This window comes from Alcanivorax quisquiliarum (genome assembly GCF_023051175.1).
Lineage (GTDB): Bacteria > Pseudomonadota > Gammaproteobacteria > Pseudomonadales > Alcanivoracaceae > Isoalcanivorax > Isoalcanivorax quisquiliarum.
This window is the reverse complement of sequence record NZ_JALKII010000008.1, coordinates 17,050-33,178: the sequence shown is the minus strand read 5'-3', so window position 1 is coordinate 33,178 and position 16,129 is coordinate 17,050. Positions and strand designations below refer to the sequence as shown.

19 protein-coding genes are annotated in these 16,129 nt (G+C 62.6%); 7 read left to right on the top strand and 12 right to left on the bottom strand.

Annotated features, from left to right (window positions below; translation table 11 throughout):
• Positions 1 to 323: 323 nt before the first annotated feature.
• Positions 324 to 926, bottom strand: coding sequence for an HPP family protein (locus MU846_RS11715; RefSeq protein ID WP_246952936.1), 603 nt, complete (start codon positions 924 to 926; stop codon positions 324 to 326).
• A gap of 221 nt (positions 927 to 1,147) precedes the next feature.
• Positions 1,148 to 2,182, bottom strand: coding sequence for a hypothetical protein (locus MU846_RS11710; protein WP_246952935.1), 1,035 nt, complete (start codon positions 2,180 to 2,182; stop codon positions 1,148 to 1,150).
• Positions 2,183 to 2,382: 200 nt separating this feature from the next.
• On the opposite strand from MU846_RS11710, the gene MU846_RS11705 reads away from it, so the two are divergent.
• Entirely contained in the window at positions 2,383 to 3,705 is a 1,323-nt protein-coding gene (locus tag MU846_RS11705) for a DUF2157 domain-containing protein (RefSeq protein ID WP_246952934.1), read from the top strand.
• Positions 3,695 to 4,363 carry a GDYXXLXY domain-containing protein gene (locus MU846_RS11700; RefSeq protein ID WP_246952933.1) on the top strand — a complete coding sequence of 223 codons (669 nt, stop codon included), beginning with the start codon at positions 3,695 to 3,697 and terminating at the stop codon, positions 4,361 to 4,363. Before MU846_RS11705 ends, MU846_RS11700 begins: the two co-directional genes overlap by 11 nt.
• Positions 4,364 to 4,511: 148 nt before the next feature.
• Here MU846_RS11700 and brnA read toward each other — a convergent pair whose 3' ends face one another.
• The 4 genes from brnA to MU846_RS11680 all read right to left on the bottom strand — a co-directional run bounded on the left by brnA (position 4,512) and on the right by MU846_RS11680 (position 6,814).
• Positions 4,512 to 4,781 (bottom strand): type II toxin-antitoxin system BrnA family antitoxin, encoded by a 270-nt coding sequence (gene brnA / locus MU846_RS11695; protein WP_246952932.1) that lies wholly within the window; start codon positions 4,779 to 4,781, stop codon positions 4,512 to 4,514.
• The gene (locus tag MU846_RS11690; RefSeq protein ID WP_246953073.1) at positions 4,771 to 4,932 is read right to left on the bottom strand and encodes a BrnT family toxin; all 162 of its coding nucleotides are present in this window, start codon (positions 4,930 to 4,932) and stop codon (positions 4,771 to 4,773) included. Before MU846_RS11690 ends, brnA begins: the two co-directional genes overlap by 11 nt.
• A gap of 121 nt (positions 4,933 to 5,053) precedes the next feature.
• Complete coding sequence (locus MU846_RS11685; RefSeq protein ID WP_246952931.1) at positions 5,054 to 5,749, bottom strand: pirin family protein; 696 nt, start codon at positions 5,747 to 5,749, stop codon at positions 5,054 to 5,056.
• Positions 5,750 to 5,752: 3 nt separating this feature from the next.
• Entirely contained in the window at positions 5,753 to 6,814 is a 1,062-nt protein-coding gene (locus MU846_RS11680) for a helix-turn-helix domain-containing protein (protein ID WP_246952930.1), read from the bottom strand.
• Between the two features lie 153 nt (positions 6,815 to 6,967).
• Between MU846_RS11680 and MU846_RS11675 the strand changes: the two genes are divergently transcribed.
• Both MU846_RS11675 and MU846_RS11670 read left to right on the top strand, forming a co-directional pair.
• Entirely contained in the window at positions 6,968 to 7,936 is a 969-nt protein-coding gene (locus MU846_RS11675) for a sterol desaturase family protein (RefSeq protein ID WP_246952929.1), read from the top strand.
• On the top strand, positions 7,902 to 8,636 hold the full coding sequence (locus tag MU846_RS11670; protein ID WP_246952928.1) for an NYN domain-containing protein: 735 nt from the start codon (positions 7,902 to 7,904) through the stop codon (positions 8,634 to 8,636). Before MU846_RS11675 ends, MU846_RS11670 begins: the two co-directional genes overlap by 35 nt.
• An 11-nt stretch (positions 8,637 to 8,647) precedes the next feature.
• Here the strand turns inward: MU846_RS11670 and MU846_RS11665 are convergent, their stop codons facing one another.
• The 5 genes from MU846_RS11665 to imuA form a co-directional block, all read right to left on the bottom strand.
• Positions 8,648 to 9,073 carry a VOC family protein gene (locus MU846_RS11665; RefSeq protein ID WP_246952927.1) on the bottom strand — a complete coding sequence of 142 codons (426 nt, stop codon included), beginning with the start codon at positions 9,071 to 9,073 and terminating at the stop codon, positions 8,648 to 8,650.
• 495 nt (positions 9,074 to 9,568) lie between these two features.
• Positions 9,569 to 10,576, bottom strand: coding sequence for a DUF6607 family protein (locus MU846_RS11660; RefSeq protein ID WP_246952926.1), 1,008 nt, complete (start codon positions 10,574 to 10,576; stop codon positions 9,569 to 9,571).
• The gene (locus MU846_RS11655; protein WP_246952925.1) at positions 10,557 to 10,739 is read right to left on the bottom strand and encodes a hypothetical protein; all 183 of its coding nucleotides are present in this window, start codon (positions 10,737 to 10,739) and stop codon (positions 10,557 to 10,559) included. Before MU846_RS11655 ends, MU846_RS11660 begins: the two co-directional genes overlap by 20 nt.
• Positions 10,739 to 12,271 (bottom strand): Y-family DNA polymerase, encoded by a 1,533-nt coding sequence (locus tag MU846_RS11650; protein WP_246952924.1) that lies wholly within the window; start codon positions 12,269 to 12,271, stop codon positions 10,739 to 10,741. Before MU846_RS11650 ends, MU846_RS11655 begins: the two co-directional genes overlap by 1 nt.
• Positions 12,272 to 12,273: 2 nt before the next feature.
• Positions 12,274 to 13,215, bottom strand: coding sequence for a translesion DNA synthesis-associated protein ImuA (imuA, locus tag MU846_RS11645; RefSeq protein ID WP_246952923.1), 942 nt, complete (start codon positions 13,213 to 13,215; stop codon positions 12,274 to 12,276).
• Between the two features lie 78 nt (positions 13,216 to 13,293).
• On the opposite strand from imuA, the gene MU846_RS11640 reads away from it, so the two are divergent.
• From MU846_RS11640 to MU846_RS11630, 3 genes are all read left to right on the top strand, one after another.
• Complete coding sequence (locus MU846_RS11640; RefSeq protein WP_246952922.1) at positions 13,294 to 13,623, top strand: ArsR/SmtB family transcription factor; 330 nt, start codon at positions 13,294 to 13,296, stop codon at positions 13,621 to 13,623.
• A 20-nt stretch (positions 13,624 to 13,643) separates the two neighbouring features.
• On the top strand, positions 13,644 to 14,069 hold the full coding sequence (arsC, locus tag MU846_RS11635) for an arsenate reductase (glutaredoxin) (RefSeq protein ID WP_246952921.1): 426 nt from the start codon (positions 13,644 to 13,646) through the stop codon (positions 14,067 to 14,069).
• 101 nt (positions 14,070 to 14,170) lie between these two features.
• Complete coding sequence (locus MU846_RS11630) at positions 14,171 to 15,481, top strand: arsenic transporter (protein ID WP_246952920.1); 1,311 nt, start codon at positions 14,171 to 14,173, stop codon at positions 15,479 to 15,481.
• Between the two features lie 47 nt (positions 15,482 to 15,528).
• Here the strand turns inward: MU846_RS11630 and MU846_RS11625 are convergent, their stop codons facing one another.
• Positions 15,529 to 15,990 carry a CYTH domain-containing protein gene (locus MU846_RS11625; protein WP_246952919.1) on the bottom strand — a complete coding sequence of 154 codons (462 nt, stop codon included), beginning with the start codon at positions 15,988 to 15,990 and terminating at the stop codon, positions 15,529 to 15,531.
• Positions 15,991 to 16,129: the final 139 nt, after the last annotated feature.

Below are 16,129 nucleotides of genomic sequence, written 5' to 3'. Positions count from 1 at the left end.
CGATCCGGGCTTTCGATCCGGGCTTTCTATCTATCGAGGCTTCCTGTCAAGCTATCAAAGCTCCCTGCCCGGGCACTCTTCTCCGGGCGCTTCATGAAGGCTCTCCATCCAACCCAACGGCCTTTCTGGCGAGCTTCCCGGTCTGCCGGGTTTCTCTATGGAGTTTCTGCCGCAGGAGGCGGCAGCGATGGTGGCTGGGTGGAAAAAGTCCGGGAGCAAGCGCCGTCCCTGGCGCTGGGGAGATCGTCACGGTGTGGCGTTGCAGTACCACAGTGTCCGTGTGCTCGCCGGATTTTCAGAATACTGTCCCTATGGACAGTGTGTCAAGCGCTGGGCAAACGTTTTGCCCAGATCGGGTAGGGGATGCCCGCCAGGCGGTTGATTACCATCGCCTGGGCCAGCAACAGCATGACGCCCGCCAACAGCACGCCAATCTGATAGAGGCTGGTCATGGTGCCCAGCGCTACCATCAAGGCCGTGGCGGCAGCCGGAGGGTGCGCGGTGCGCAGCAGCACCATCACAAAACAGGTGGTGCCGAGCGCCAGCCCGGCCGCGCCCACACGCGCCAGCTCGACGCCGTTGAGCATCGCCTCCGGCTGCTCCTGCAGGCCGAACGCTACCAGGCTGAGCCAGCCGACCACTGCGCCGATCAGATGCCCGCAAAAGGCGTTGCGCGGCGAAGATGCTTCCGCCAATGGCAGGTAAAACAGCAAAAAGGCGGTGGCGCCCAGCGACGGGAAGATGAAAGCTTCCTGGCTGATCAGCGCAATAAAGGCGATCAGCGTGATGCTGACGCCGGCATTGACGAAGTTGAAGGTGGCCAGCACCAGTTGCGGATCGAAACGGGCGCTCCAGCGTTCCAGATGAAACTGCCTGAGCAGCCCCGTGACCAGCTGCCAGCGCAGGCGGTCATTACGTTCACTCATGGGATAAGTTCACAGCGGCGGTGGATCGGGCGGGCGGGATGATAGCGTAAAGTGCGCCGCAATGCCCGGATGCCGCAGTGTGGCACCCGGGGAAACCGGGCGGTGCGGGCTGGCTCAGCCACCCGGAAAGCGCCAGAGGAAGCTCTAAAAGCACCGCCGGACAAGCTGCGAAGAAAGCGCCAGAGAGCGGCCCGGAGGAGATTCCCGGAGAACCTCCGGCCTCACAAGGCGGCCAGAGTGCTCTCCGAGAACCAGAAGCCTTCCAGGCGCCGACGCAGGGTGTCGTGCAGTACGCCACGCTCCTTGAGCACCGCGAGGATGCCGGGCGCGTAGTGCAGCAGCTCCTGCAACACCATTTTCTTGTCCACGCCCATTTCGGCGATCAGCTTGTCCAGCGACGTATCGCCGTATTTCTCGAAGAAGAAATCCACACCGGCATCAAGCAGGTTGGCGAAATAGCGGGTGCTGCGAAAGCGCTTCCAGGCTTCCAGCCCGGCAACCATGGTGTCTTCCAGTTCGTCGCGGGTGATGTAGCGCCGCAGGCTGGCGACTTTCTGTTCCTTGATATCGTCCCAGAAATCCAGCACCGCCTGGCGCAGCTCGCCGCTTTCGATGGCCTTTTCCAGCCGCTTCTCGCTCTGGCGAATAATGCCGCGGGTGTTGTGGGCAATATATTTGCGGATGTTCTGCTCGGCGGATTTCTCCAGCCCCGGCGCGGCCTTGTTGACCACCGATTTGCCCAGCTTGAACATGGAGCTGGCGCCGGGAATGCTGCTGGCCATGTTGCCGGCTTTTTGTGTGCCCTGGGTGACAAATCCCTGAATGCCGCGATAAAGCATGTCCGAGATCAGATGAATGACCAGCGGGCTGCCGCCGATTTCCTGAATCAGCCGGGTGCGCAGGGCATCCATTTCCAGTGCCACGTCGATCAGCTCGGTCAGCTCCTGATCACTGATCAGATCCTCGAAACTGTTCTTGTCGTGCCCCGGATGATTATAGAGCCGGTCGGCAATCTCGCCGATCAATTCCGGAATCGCCCCGGCGATAGGCATTTCCACTGTGTAGCGGTGTGCTGTCTCGCGTACTTGCGCGGCGCTGACAACATCCTTCAGCCGCAGGGTTTTCATCACCTTGAAGGCGATGTCGATTTCTTCTTTGGCCAGTTTGCGAAACTGTTTTTCATCCAGCTGGCTGACCAGATAAGCCACCTGGGCATCCAGCAATTGTTCGGCCTTGGCGCGCTGCGTGTCCGTCATGATGATAAATCCCGTGAGTTATGCCCGCAGGGCTGTCAAAGAGGCAGGATAGAGCCTCGCGGCCGGGCCTGCGTTGGCCGCAGTGACGGCCGGTGCAGGCCGGGCATCGATCACGGCTGGCGCGTGGCCGGCGTGAGATACTGGCTTGCGGCCGCCGCAGCGGGCACTCTTGCGGCAACAGGATGGAAAGGACGTGCGTTGTGCGTGTATTGCGATGGTTCAAGGGTGAACTGGTTCAGGAGGTGCGCGGCTGGGTCGATGATGGGCTGATCGCGTCGGAACAGGGGGAGGCGATTCTGGCCCGCTATCAGCGCTCGCTGGCGGATGCCGATCAGCCGGGCGCGGGTTACCGGGTGCTGATGGCGCTGGCGGTGCTGTTTGGCGGGGCTGCGCTGCTGCTGGTGCTGTCCCACAACTGGGATGAGCTGTCGCGGCTGGGGCGTATGATCGGCCTGATGGGCTTTACCGCGCTGCTCAATGGCGCCGGGCTGGTGGCCTGGTGGCGCGGGAAGCGCGATACCGCCGTGTTGTGGTTGTTCGCCGGCGGTATCAGCTACGGCGCCAGCCTGATGCTGATCGGGCAGATTTATCATCTGGGCGAGCATTACCCGGATGGCTTCTTGTGGTGGGCGTTGGGTGTGCTGCCGCTCGCCTGGTTGACGGCCAGCCGCCTGTTGCATGGGTTGCAGCTGTCTGTGGCGACGGTGTGGATGTTCACCGAGCAGCAATTTGCATTGCCCTGGCTGATGCCGCTGTTCATCGCCGCCGCCTTGTATCAGGTGCTGTATCGCAAACGCCATGGCGTGCTGCTGATCGCTGCGGTGAGCATGGCGCTGTACTGGTGCAATCTGGTTTACGCCGAGTTTTATCACGCACCGTTCTGGAATGGCGGTGTGGCGGCCCACGTGGGGCTGACGGCGATACTGCTGTTGCTGGTGTTCGGGCTGGCGCTGACCCAGCGGCAGCATCCGTTGCCCGGCCGGCGTCGGGATGCCGCATTATTGCTGCACTGGCTTGGCCGCCTCGCTGTGCTGACGCTGCTGGTGTTCAGCGAGCCGAGGGTGTGGTCGGAGTTTCTGTTTGACTGGATGCTCTATGGCCGCCCGCTGCTGTGGCTGCTCGCCGGTGTGTTGATGGCGTTACTGGCGCTGACGCCCTGGCTCACACCGCCTGCCCGCCGCCTGCTGGCGGCTGCGGCGGTCATGCTCACCGCCATGCTCGGCCTGGCCGGCAGCCTGCCCGAAGAGCGGCTGGTGATGCCGCTTACCATCGTGACCAATCTGCTGTTGCTGGCGGCGGGCATCGGCCTGATTGCCTGGGGCCTGCGCTCCTTCACGGCGCGGCGCTTCTATGCTGGCGTGGTGTTGCTGCTGACGCTGATGCTGGTGCGTTACATCTCCCTGATCGGCGATTACCTCACCAGCGCGTTACTGTTTGCGCTGGCGGGCGGCGTGCTGTTTGCCTCGGCACGTTACTGGCGACGGGCGATGGCGGCCGTGCGGGAGGTGCCGGATGAGCAATGAGCAGCGTTTGCGTGAGCTGGCGGAAAAGCCGGTCAATTGGCGTGGCTGGCTGTTGCTGCTGGCGGTGATCGCGCAACTGGCCGTGCTGGCCGGGGTGTATGCCGGCGCTCGTTACCCGGCCTGGGTGGGCGAGGCGGTGCAGCTCAGAGTAGTGCCGGTCGATCCCCGTGATCTGTTCAGAGGCAACTATGCGCGCCTGAATTACACCATCACGCGCTTGCCCGTGGAGATGGCCGACGAGCCACATCGGTTACAGCGCGGCGCCAGAGTGTATGTGAGCCTGGTCGAAGGCGAAGGCGAAGGCGAAGGCGGGCTGTGGCAGGCGCAGCGTATCCACCACCAGCACCCACGCGAGGGCACTGTGCTGCGAGGTCGCGTGAGCTGGGCCACCACAGAAATAGCCTGGATCAATTACGGCATCGAGGCGTGGTTTGCCCCGAAAGAGAAGGCGCTGGCGCTGGAACGGGAGTTGCGCAGTGGCGCTGTGGCAACGATCAAAGTGGCGCCTAGTGGGCGTGCAGCGCTGATCGCGATCGACGCCGGCGAAGGGCTGCCGCCATTGGCGCCACGGGCGGAAGCAGACCCGGCCGAGCTACCGGCTGCCGCCGAAGAAGAAACGGCTAGTTCTCCACTGCGCCCGCCGCCGAACGCGCCTTGATCAGGGCGAGCCCCGGCGCCCCGGACGTGCTCCGGGCCGCCGTCCGGGGCGCTCCGCAGCAGCCCGCCAGGAGGCCAGCGCGGGTTGTCGGCGTAGGGCGGGGAAGGTATGTGGGCAGGGTGGGGAGGGTATGCGGGCTATCGCTCCGCTAACGTGCGCTGCCTGCGGCGTCACCATTGAGCGACTTTTTAGCGGCTTCTGCCTGAAGACGCTCCACCAGCCACACCTTGATGATGGATTGCCGGGTAACGCCAATGCGTGCAGCCTCACGATCCAACGACTCCACAACCCAGGCCGGGAAATCGACATTGATTCGTTTTTGTTGCTGATTCACACGACGAGCAGAGGACAGATCGAGATCATCAACAATATCATCCTGATTTTCCTCAAACTTCTTGTCGAAGTCTTTAGCTTTCATAGAGCTCTACCTCCTTCTTGCGGGAACGCCTGACCGAAATCAGACGAATACGAGCATCTCTGCAAGTGACGACAGCCGACCAGTGCTTTTCAGCAGTCTTGCCTACCAACAAAAACCTCGGCTCACCCTCTGATTTTGCACGGACCTCCAGCAGACACGGGTCTTTCCAGAGCCCTTGGGCAGCAGCGAATCGATACCATGCTTATCCAGGTTGGCCTTGCTTTTGGCTTCGTCGAATTCAAACCCATCCATGAGTACAAATTGTTCCTTTTTTACTCATCCCGCAAGTTCCGAGAGGAAGCTGTAGTGGCTAACAGGATCACCAGCGAGTCCTGCTCGGCTTCCAATTGCAGATCCTCGCCCTGAAACAGTGTCTCCGCTGCCAGGGAAGTGCGCTGGCCGGCTTCGGTGGCGTGCAGCTGGCCGTTGACCAGAAAGCCGAGCGTGGGCCCTGGGCTAAATTGCTGCTGGCCGGCGTGGGCGGGCCAGATACCCACCGCTGTGTTCGTGCCCGGCTCGTCGCCGTACACGCGGGTCAGTTGCCCGGCCGCAGGCCGGTAATTGCGATAGCGCGCCGGGCCTTGTGCCACAAGCGGCTGCATCCACAGCTGGATCATGTGTGCCCCGTGTGGCGCCGGGTTGATTTCGTTGTGGCGAAACCCCTCGGCGCCGGCGTATTGCACCTGCACCTCGCCGGCTTCCAGCGTCTCGCCGTGGCCGAGGCTGCCTTCGTGGCGCAGGTGCCCGCGCACCAGCACCGAGATGATATCCACCTGCTGGTGATCGTGGGCGCCGGTGCTGCCACGGGGCAGGAAAATGGCGTCGGCCAGATAAACCAGCTGCTCGAAACCCTCCCGGCTGCCGGGGGTGGTGTGGTCGCCGAAACGGCGCGGGTCCATCACATAGATGCGCTCGCGCAGGCCGGCGAAGCCGCCGAGATCCAGATCGTGGCGTGTGAGCAATTGCATGAATCAGTCATCCTTGTTCGGGCCAGCAGGCTCGTCCGGTGCCAGTGGGGTGAGCGCGGAAGGCAGCTCGCTCGCGTGCCGGCGCCAGCGCCCTGGTGTGCTGCCGTGCCAGCGCCGGAAGGCACGGGTGAACGCACTCTGCTCGGAAAAACCCAGTAGCAGCGCCACATCCGATAGCGACAAGGTGTGATCCGCGAGGTATTCGGCGGCCAGCCCGGCGCGGGCATGGTCCAGAAATTGCTGCCAGTTGGCGCCGTGTTCGCTGAGGCGTCGTTGCAGGGTGCGGGGCGACATATGCAAGGCAGCAGCCATGTCTTGCAGGCTGCCTCGCCCATCTGTGAGCAGGCGAGGCAATGCCTGGCGCAAGGCGCGGTGAAAGGCGCTGCTCTCCGGCATGGTGCGCAGTAGCGCCTGAGCCTGACGGTCAAGCAGGGTGCGCAGCGCCGGATCGCGGTGGGGCATCGGCAGTGCCAGCAGCGGCGTGGGAAAACGCACCGCCACATGGACATCGTTGAACACCACCGGGCAGCGGAAAAACGCGGCATAGGCCTCTTCGGCCTCGGGGCTGTGCGGCTCACCGCTGAAGCGTACCTGCATCGGCGATAGCGGCTCGGCCCACTGGCGGCGCAGAAAGGTGATCAGTGCGGCGATGGCGGCGCCGTCGGCAAGCTGCCCCAGCGGCACGGCCGTGGCTGGCCAGCGCAGCTCTGTACTAGCGCCGCTGATCGCTACTTCGGCCACATTGACGCCATAAAACAGCCGTTCGTAACGCTGGTAGGCAAGCATGGCTTCGCCCAGGGTATCCGTGGCCAGCACCAGATAGCCGAGCACGCCCACATGATGTGGCTGCACACCGCTGCCGATTGCCAGCTCGGGCGCGGTATGCTCTGGCCGCAGGGCAACGGCGCGGGTCAGCAGATCACGCCAGACCTCGGGCGGCACTGCATCGTCGGGGGCGTAATGCGCCAGCGTGGCGCGAATATCCGGGGCGGGCATCGCCTCGGTATCGAGCCAGTCCGTCAGCAGGCCGGTCCAGGCGCCGGTAAGCCGTAGCAGCATACTCATGAGCGGTGCGACCCTCTATTGGCGAAGCGGTGGCTTGAGGTCGATGGCTTGAACAGAGTGGCGTGGATTGTCAAAAAAGAGGCGTGTAAAGTCAATAAAGTGGCAGGCACCGGGCCATAATGGAGCCATCATAATAAATATGGGCGAAACATCATGTCTCTGCTCGACATGTTCAACGAAGTGATTCAGCACAGCGGGCTGCTGGCGCTGCGGGATGCGTTGCCGGCGTGGCTGGCGCTGGATTTGCGGCAGTTCATCTTCATGGTGGCGACGCCAGTGTTCATCGGTGTAACGCTGCTGGAATACCGCCGCATCCGTCATGATCCCGATTTGTTCAATACGCCGGAGGCGGTGCGCAATTTCATGCTCGGCGCCGGCTATCAGATGACCGAATTACTGTTTGCCGGGTTGATCGCGTTTCCGGCGTACGCACTGGCTTATCACTATCGGTTGTTCGAGGTATCGCTGAATATCTGGACAGTGCTGTTGCTGTTCATCGGGATGGAATTCTGTTTTTACTGGATGCACCGCGCCAGCCATCGGGTGCGCTGGTTCTGGGCGGCGCATGTGGTGCATCACTCGTCCACACGCATGAATTTCTCCACGGCGATGCGGCAAAGTGCATTGAACGTGTTTGTCGGCCACTGGATATTTTTTGTGCCGATGGCGCTGCTGGGCTTCAACCCGGTATGGATCGGGGTAATGTATGCGCTGTCGCTGGTGTATCAGTTCTTTATTCATACCACGCTGGTGAAGCGCCTGCATCCGGTGGTGGAGTATCTTTTCAACACACCGAGCCATCACCGGGTGCACCATGGGAAAAACCCTGGCTGCATTGATACCAACTATGGCGCAGTGCTGATTCTTTTTGATCGCTTGTTCGGCACTTTTGCAGACGAGCGTGACAAGGGCGAGCTGCAATATGGCGTAACCCGCCCGCCGGCCTCCAGCAACCTGCTCACATTGTGGACGCACGAGTATCGCGATATGTTCCGTGATATGAGCCAGCAGGGCTCACTGTGGCAGCGGCTGCAACATGTATGGCGGCCGCCGGAGTGGCAACGTGACGGGCAGGCGGGGCAACAGCGTGGCAAAGGACATACGGATAGCGTTACTGATTGATTGTGACAACGTCAGTTATCGCTCGGCGGAAGGCGTGCTTGAGGAGCTGTCCAAGTACGGCAAGGTCAATGTGCGCCAGGCCTACGGCAACTGGAAAAGCGAGCAGTTGAAAGGCTGGGAGGAGCAGCTGCATCCGCTGGCGATCAAGCCGATCCAGCAGTTTGCCTACACCAGCGGCAAGAACGCCACGGATTCGGCGATGATCATCGAGGCCATGGATCTGCTCTACGGCGGCAATGTGGATGCCTTTGCCCTGATGACCAGCGACAGCGATTTCACACCGCTGGTGATGCGCTTGCTGGCAGAGGGCAAGCTGGTATTCGGCTTCGGCGAGAAGAAAACCCCGATGCCTTTCGTGAAAGCCTGCTCGCAGTTCATCTATACTGAAAACCTCGAAAAAGACGACGAGACGCAGACCGAAGGCGATGCGCTGGCCAAGCGCAAGGTGCCACGAGCCAAGCTGCGGCAGGATGCGGAGCTGGTCAAGCTGTTGCGCACTGCCGTAGAGCAATCCGCCGATGAAGATGGCTGGTCGCACCTGGGCCGGGTGGGCCAGTATATTTCCAATAACACTTCTTTCTCGCCGGTGAATTACGGCTACAAGAAACTCAGTGATCTGATTCGCGCCAGCGAGCTGTTCTCGGTGCAGATGCGCAATGATAATTCGGTGGTCTATATCCGCGATGCGCGCACGCGTTAATCGCGCGCCCATCACTGGGGAGCAAAAAGCGTTTCGCCCTCTGCGGTGATCGGCCAGGCCGGGTTATGCGCCACTTCCCACAGGTGCCCGTCCGGATCGGCAAAATAGCCGGCATAACCACCCCAGAAAGTGGCCTGGGGCGGTTTCACGGCGGTGGCACCCGCAGCGAGTGCCTGTGCAAATACCGTATCGACCTCCGCTTGCGAGCGCGTATTGTGAGCCAGCGCAAAACTGCTGTGCCCCGGCTGCCATGGCCGGGTGCTGTCCTCGACAAAACCCTGCTGCCGGAACAGCGACAGCACCAGGCCGTTGAGCTGGAAAAACACCACCTCCTCGTTGGCGAACGCCGCCTCCCAACCCAGGCCGGCGCAGTAAAACGCCTTGCTGCGGGCGATGTCGGTGACGGGCAGGGTAATGACCGAAACACGCTGTTCCATAAACACACCTCATGAGCGCCGCAATAGCAGTAAGCCTGCCTCGCTGACGACGGTGGGTAATCGACGGCATGTGGCGGGCGTTGGACACGATAAGCGCCGGCCCCTGCGCCAGAACTGCCGGAGGATGACCGGGCTCTTTATTCTGATTGCTGCCCTGAGCGCTGTTGTGATCGTGCCATGGTGTCACTGATGCACGTAATGAAAAAGCATTTTGGTTAGGCTGGTACGGCAGCAGGCCGGTGATGAATAGTGCGTGTTCGAACGGTGGCGAGAGGTTCTTAGGGCACGCTATTCTGCTGGCGCTTCATTCGGTCGTTGCTATCGGTTGTACTTTCGCTTCACTTCCGGTTGAACTTTTGGTTCACCTTCACCTTCACCTTCGACTTCCGGTTCCGGTCATGATCTCCGCCACGGAGCAGGCCGGGCGGGCGCTATGCGCGGTTGCTGCCCTGCGCCGTGGCCGGGCAGCAACCGCATCCGCCGTGAAATACCGTTTTACGGGGCATCTGCCAGGTAGGGCGCCAGCGTGTCGCGAACCAGCTCCGTCAGGGCATCGTTGTCGAGCTGCTGGTGCGAGAGATCGTTGGCCTGTTCCAGCATTGCCATCAGATGCGACGAGCTGTCGGTGTCGCTGGGCTGCATCAGGGCGACGCTCGGGTTGTTGTAGAGCAACTCGTCCCAGTAAGCGCGCACCGCCGCCCAGAAGCGGTTTGTTTTCTCCCAGTAGGCACTGGCTGCGCTGAGATCGGTGGTGTTGCTGCGGGTGTAGGTGTTGGTGGCCACTTCGTGGGCCAGATAACGATCGCTGGCACGGTCGAGCTTGTAATTGTGCTGTTCGTGGGCCCAGCCAGCGGCGGTGAGGGTGTGGCGGTTGGTGCCTATCAGTACATCGTAATCGTCCCGGGTGGTGTGCTCGCGGCGAGGCAATGGGCGCCAGGTTTCTTCCGAAGTCCAGCGGGAGATGCCGTGAGCGTGTTCCCAGCGGCCGAGGGCGGCGTAGCGCGGGCTGTCATCCACTTGCCAGACGGTCTGCACCCATTTGCCGGCAGCCTCTTCTGGCGCCACGTTGCGCTGCGCCCAGCGGTAGCCACCGAGATAGCGCCAGGAGCGAGCCGGCTGGTATTCCCAGTCCTGCCGCCAGTGCTTGACCACATGGCCCCGGCTGCTGACGAGCAGGTGCTGGAGCACGATGCGTTCGGGGCTGTCTTCCAGCACCAGTACCCGTTCGTGGCCGCCGGAAATGTGAGGTTCGTGCGTGCTGTAACCGGGCGCCAGAGCGAGGTTTTCGATGAATTCGAAGCGCACTTCGTAGTCGCCAGCCATGGCGAGGATCGCCTGGCGATCCTGTTCGGGATGACCGCTCACGGGGCTAGGGCTGGCGGGTGGATGCTGGGCGCAGGCGGCAAGGGTGAGCAAGGAGAACAGGGAGAGCAGGATCGGGGGCCAGGTGGTGAGCCAGGTTGGGAGCCAGAGTGTCAGGCGCTCAGGTGATGCAGATGCCATCGGGCGGGTCCTTTGCAAGCGTTGGAAGATGCGCCATCTTTTCACCAATGGGAATCGTTATCAATATCATTCGCGCCAAAAATACAGCTTGATCAATGCCGCAAGAAGGTTCGCAGTGGCCGGACAGCGCCACAAAGACCTCGGAACAGCGCCAGAACAGCATCAGAACAGGCCATGCAGAAACCAGCCGTCGGCGGCTCGATAGACCCAGCACAGGTGCTGCTCGGTGGGATGACGGGCGATGAAGTAGGCGCGCTTCTGCGGTTGTTGCCACCAGTGGCTGCTCAGGCGCTGGTCAGCGCCGACCAGCGAGAGTGCCGCGCCGCGCCAGCGTGGCCGGCCGTGCCGATCACAGGCCAGCGGCTGCGGTGGATCAAACAGCCACAACGGCTGGCGCGCATGAGGGGCGGCTTGGGGTGGAGTATCCGCGGCGGGTAGCAGTGGATCGGTAAGCCCTTGCGCCTGCTCCGGCAGGTGGTCATCGCAGCGGTGCAAGCGTTGCAGGTGCAGGCCGGGCAGGCTGGCGAGCCGTTCCAGCAGCAGCTCGCAACTGGCGCGCTCGCCGGGGTCAGGGAATAGCTGCTCGCTATGGCCTTCGATTTTTTCCGGCCGGCTGGTGGTCAGCAGCAGAGACAACACTGGCGCCCGCAGCGGCCAGCGCTCCAGATGGCGATCGGCAAGAGTGAGCCAGGTGTCGGCATCGGCGCCAGCGTGCGCGCGGCGCACCACCAGAGCCGGCGCCTCGCCCTGGTGATCGAACAGCTGCCAGCGCACGCTGCGCACCGCCTGATGCCGCCAATGCAGATAATTTTCCAGCTCCTGGAGTTGCCGCGCCATGACAGGCAGCAGCTGCTGTTGATGAGCTACCGGCTCATCAAAATCGGCCCGGCTGTGAAAACGTGCTGGCGGGGTGATCGGTTCGCGGGGGTCGGGGCGTTCGCCAAGCAGCCTCTCCAGCCAGTGCAGGAGTGCCTTGCTGAAGCGCTTGCCCAGCGCTGGCCGTGGCAGGCTGGTCAGATCTGCCAGAGTGCGAAAGCCGGGGGCGAGCAGCTTTTCCTTGAGCGCCGGGTGCAGCGGCAGGCTTTGTAGCGGCAGGGTTTCCAGTGCCTGCCGAAACAAGTGTGCTGTCTCTGCAGTGGAGCGTGACTGGCTGCGCTGCAAGGTAGTCAGGCTGATCTCGGCGGGCGCATGGCTGAGTGCCCAGGCCGCCAGTGGGGTATGGCCCAGCCCGGCCTGCCAGCTCAGCCCGGTGGCGGCGAGGGTGGTAAACAGCTCCACCAGCAGCGCTTCACTGCCCTTGAACAGCTTCAGGCTGCCGCCCAGTTCCAGCAGCAGGCCGGCAGCGCTGATCGTGTCATCGGCGTGCAGGCGTGCGGGGTGCTCTGCTTCACAGGCAGTATGCTCGGCTACATTGGGAGTAAAGCGCAGCAGGCGCCAGCCGAGCAGGCGTAACTGGCGGGCTTCGGCGGCCAGATCGCGCGCCAGCACTTGCAGGTTATCGATGAGCGCATGGGCGGTAGCGAGTTTCATGCCAGGAGCGATGCCCACTGTGGCAGCGGCTGCGTTGGCGAGCAGCACTCGATGCCGGCCTGCCAGCACGCTGGGCGCAGCAGCCTCGGCCGCCGGGGCCTCCAGTGTCTGGGCCTCCAGCGGTAATTGCGGCAGGTGAATGGCGCACCAGAGCGGCCTGGCCATGCTCAGCTCCCGGCGCGCGTCACGGCCTGCGGGTTCCTTTTGCGGCGTGCGGGGTGGCGCGGGGTGGCCGATGGCTGCGGCGTGCTCGGTGCTTCTGTGGCAGCGGAGCCGGGCATCTGTTCAGGCATTTGTTCGGGCATTTTTTCGGGCAACGCCAACGGCGGCATGGGCATTTTGCCGGGCAGCCCGAGCCGGTGCTCCGGCAGCTCCGGCGGCGGTGCGGGCTGGGGCGTAACGGGCTGCTGCTGTGGCGCCTCAGTGGCCATGTGGCTCGGCGCCGCCAGCTGGGCCGTGGCGGGCCGGGTGTCGTGCAGGCTGGCGGGCAGCCAGGGCAGGGTCAGCCGCTGGCCGGCCCAGCCGCCCGGTTGCTTGATGATTTCCACTGTCATATCAGCGCCTGCGGGCTGTAACTGCAGCCGCAGCGGGGCGGGCGAGCTGTGCTGGCGAAAGCGGTGCGGGCGGATCGCCACCAGCCAGCAACGGCCCTGTTGAGCGGCCAGGTGCAGGCGCCTTAGCAGGCGTGGGTCTTGCTCGCGCGCGGGCAGCCACAGCAGCAAGGCAGCCACGGCATCGGAGCTGGCGGCTTCCAGGCAGGCCCGGCGCAACAATGCCGGCTCGCTGGCCGGTGCCGAGAGCAGCAGCAAGCGCGCCAGATCAATGCCTGCGGCCGCCCATGCCTGGGCTCCAGGCAGCGCCGGTGGGTTGGCCAGCACGATCAAGCCCTGGCGCGCCGCTTGAGCCAACGCTGGTAGCAGCAGCCGTAATGGGCACAGTGGTTCGCACAGCAGCTCGCTCAGGCCATGAGCCGGCCAGCCACCTTGATGCAAGGAGGCATCCAGCGCTGCAAAGCCGGTTTGCCACACGGTCAACCGAGCCGAGCGGGTATCCCGGCCGCGCCACAGATCCGGCCGGCTTAGCAGTGATTGCAGGGAGGGTGAGTTCATGGGCTCACTATACTGTCCATATGGCCAGCAATAAAGCGAAGCTTGCTTGTTGTCTGACGCGTCCATATTATCGGACATATGGACACGAATGCTGCGCTCGACAGTTTTGCCGCGCTCTCCCAGGAGACCCGGCTGAAGGCTTTTCAGTTGCTGGTGCGTCACGAGCCGGAGGGCCTGCCCGCTGGCCAGCTCGCACGCCTGTTGGCGGTGCCCCATAACACTCTGTCGGCGCATCTCGGTGTGCTGGCGCGCGCCGGGTGGGTGCTGGCGGAACGGCAGGGCCGCTCGATCATTTACCGGGCACACATGGCGCATATGAAGCAGGTCATCCGGTTTCTGGTGCGTGACTGCTGTGATGGTCACCCGGACGCCTGTGAGCCGTTGCTGCCGCGCATGTCCGACATTTAAAAAAACGAGGCCAGGCGCGTATGAAAACGCTGATTTATCACAACCCGCAATGCGGCACATCACGCAACACACTGGCCATGATCCGGGCCTCCGGTGAAGAGCCCGAGGTAGTGGAATATCTGCGGCATCCGCCCCGCCGTGAGCGGCTTGCCGAACTGATCGCTTTGATGCACATCACCCCTCGCGAACTGTTGCGTCGCAAGGGCACGCCTTATGACGAGCTTGGTCTGGATGATCCGTTTCTGACAGACGATCAGTTGCTGGATGCCATGCTGGCGCACCCTGTGCTGATCAATCGCCCGATCGTAGTGGCGGCAAAGGGGGTGCGCTTATGCCGGCCATCGGAACAGGTGCTGGCACTACTGGAAAATCCGGTGGCGAGCTTCACCAAAGAGGATGGCGAGGTGGTTCACTATCGGGGCGGGCAGGGCGAGAGCCTGGCCTAGCCTCCTGTCGGCCGGGGCAGGCGCGGCCGGTGGGCTGTCAAACCGCTTTTCATGTATGGCGTTTTTCTGAGCGCAGATCCTTTCTTTTTCGAGATTATTCGATGATGGCTTCGGTTGTTTTTGTGCTCACACTGGTGCTGGTGATCTGGCAACCCAGGGGCCTTGGCATTGGCTGGAGTGCACTGGGGGGCGCATTGCTGGCGCTGCTGGTGGGCGTGGTGCAGTGGGCCGATGTGGCGGTGGTGTGGGGGATCGTCTGGGATGCGACCTTCACCTTCGTGGCGCTGATCATCATTTCCCTGATTCTGGATGAAGCCGGGTTCTTTTCCTGGGCGGCGCTGCATGTGGCCCGCTGGGGCAATGGTCGCGGGCATTTGTTGTTTCCCCTGATTGTGCTGCTTGGTGCAGTGATTGCTGCTTTTTTTGCCAACGATGGCGCTGCGCTGCTGCTGACGCCCATTGTGATCGCTATTCTCTTGCGCATGAAATTCACACCGCAGGCGGCGTTGGCGTTCATTATTGCTACCGGGTTTGTGGCGGATACCACCAGCCTGCCGCTGGTGATTTCCAATCTCGTCAATATCGTCAGCGCCAATTATTTCGGTATCAGTTTCAATCGTTATGCGCAGGTGATGGTGCCGGTGAATCTGGCCTCGCTGGCGGCCACCCTGGCGGTGCTGTGGCTGGCCTTCGGGCGGCATATTCCGGCGCGCTACGATGTGGCGGAACTGGCACCGCCACGCAGCGCGATCCGCGACGCGCTGGTGTTCCGCAGCGCCTTTCCGTTATTGGGTGTGTTGTTGCTGGCTTACTTCGCCACCGCGCCACTGGGCATTCCGATTGCTGCTATCACCAGTATGGCAGCGCTGGTGTTGCTGGCCATCGCTGGCCGCTGGTGGCGGGCCGGCAGTGGCGCGGTGGTGCCGGTGCGGTCGGTGCTGCGCGGCGCGCCGTGGCAGATCGTGCTGTTCTCTCTGGGCATGTATCTGGTGGTGTATGGGCTGGGCAATGCGGGCCTGACGCGCCATGGCGCGGCACTGCTGCAATGGTTGGCGCTGCAAGGCGATGTTGTGGCCACATTGGGCACTGGTTTTGTGTCTGCGCTGGTTGCCTCGGTGATGAATAACCTGCCCTCGACGCTGGTGGGGGTGCTGGCGATTGCCGAGGCGGATGTGCCGCCATTGACGCGAGAGCTGATGATTTATGCCAACGTGATCGGCAATGATCTGGGGCCGAAATTCACGCCCATCGGCAGCCTCGCTACATTGTTGTGGTTGCATGTGCTGGCGGGCAAGGGTTACCGGATCAGCTGGGGGCAGTATATGAAAATCGGCCTGCTGATCACGCCACCGGTGCTGTTGGCGGCGCTGGCAGCATTGGCGCTGTGGTTGCCGCTGCTGCCAGCGGCATGAAAGTGCTGGCGGTGCTCACCGTTTACGGCACTCACTATTTACGAAACTCACCATTCACGAAATGGATGCAGGCTCAGCGCGCTGTTGTAATAACGCGGGTCATCGGTGACTTCTTCCCCGGCCCAGGCGGGCAAGGTGATGGGTGCGTGTTCATCCGGCAGCTCCACTTCGGCAACAATGAGCCCCTCATTGGCGCCGTGAAACACGTCCACTTCCCACACGTACTCCGCCACGGGAATGCGGTAGCGGGTTTTTTCGATATGCCCGGCCGGGCATAACAGCAGCAGGGCGCGGGCATCTTCTATCGGCACCGGGTATTCGAACTCGGCCCGGCGCGCTCCCTGATTGCGGCCCTTGACGGTCAGAAAAGCCTGTTCGCCGCTGATGCGCACGCGCACGGTGGCATCCGGTGTGTGGCTCAGATAACCCTGGCTGAGAAAAGCGCCTTGCTGGCCCGCCAGCATGTGGGTGTCGCGTACCAGAAATTTGCGCTCGATTTCAATACCCATGGTGCCCTCGCGGTGTAGTGGTCGATATGCGGTGGTGGCGAGTGTAGCGGATCTGGTGCTGTGACGAGGTGCGAGGCGGGAGCTGCTAGAGGAGGTGTGACGACGTTGCAGCTATCCCGTTCAGACAAGAGAGCGACGC

Coding starts and splice junctions, on each gene's coding strand:
- brnA (WP_246952932.1), bottom strand. CDS start 4,781: ATGAAAGCTAAAGACTTCGACAAGAAGTTTGAGGAAAATCAGGATGAT.
- MU846_RS11630 (WP_246952920.1), top strand. CDS start 14,171: ATGATGGCTTCGGTTGTTTTTGTGCTCACACTGGTGCTGGTGATCTGG.
- MU846_RS11680 (WP_246952930.1), bottom strand. CDS start 6,814: ATGAGTATGCTGCTACGGCTTACCGGCGCCTGGACCGGCCTGCTGACG.
- arsC (WP_246952921.1), top strand. CDS start 13,644: ATGAAAACGCTGATTTATCACAACCCGCAATGCGGCACATCACGCAAC.
- MU846_RS11710 (WP_246952935.1), bottom strand. CDS start 2,182: ATGACGGACACGCAGCGCGCCAAGGCCGAACAATTGCTGGATGCCCAG.
- MU846_RS11715 (WP_246952936.1), bottom strand. CDS start 926: ATGAGTGAACGTAATGACCGCCTGCGCTGGCAGCTGGTCACGGGGCTG.
- MU846_RS11660 (WP_246952926.1), bottom strand. CDS start 10,576: ATGGCATCTGCATCACCTGAGCGCCTGACACTCTGGCTCCCAACCTGG.
- MU846_RS11675 (WP_246952929.1), top strand. CDS start 6,968: ATGTCTCTGCTCGACATGTTCAACGAAGTGATTCAGCACAGCGGGCTG.
- MU846_RS11665 (WP_246952927.1), bottom strand. CDS start 9,073: ATGGAACAGCGTGTTTCGGTCATTACCCTGCCCGTCACCGACATCGCC.
- MU846_RS11655 (WP_246952925.1), bottom strand. CDS start 10,739: ATGCTGTTCTGGCGCTGTTCCGAGGTCTTTGTGGCGCTGTCCGGCCAC.
- MU846_RS11650 (WP_246952924.1), bottom strand. CDS start 12,271: ATGGCCAGGCCGCTCTGGTGCGCCATTCACCTGCCGCAATTACCGCTG.
- MU846_RS11700 (WP_246952933.1), top strand. CDS start 3,695: ATGAGCAATGAGCAGCGTTTGCGTGAGCTGGCGGAAAAGCCGGTCAAT.
- MU846_RS11625 (WP_246952919.1), bottom strand. CDS start 15,990: ATGGGTATTGAAATCGAGCGCAAATTTCTGGTACGCGACACCCACATG.
- MU846_RS11640 (WP_246952922.1), top strand. CDS start 13,294: ATGGACACGAATGCTGCGCTCGACAGTTTTGCCGCGCTCTCCCAGGAG.
- MU846_RS11685 (WP_246952931.1), bottom strand. CDS start 5,749: ATGCAATTGCTCACACGCCACGATCTGGATCTCGGCGGCTTCGCCGGC.
- imuA (WP_246952923.1), bottom strand. CDS start 13,215: ATGAACTCACCCTCCCTGCAATCACTGCTAAGCCGGCCGGATCTGTGG.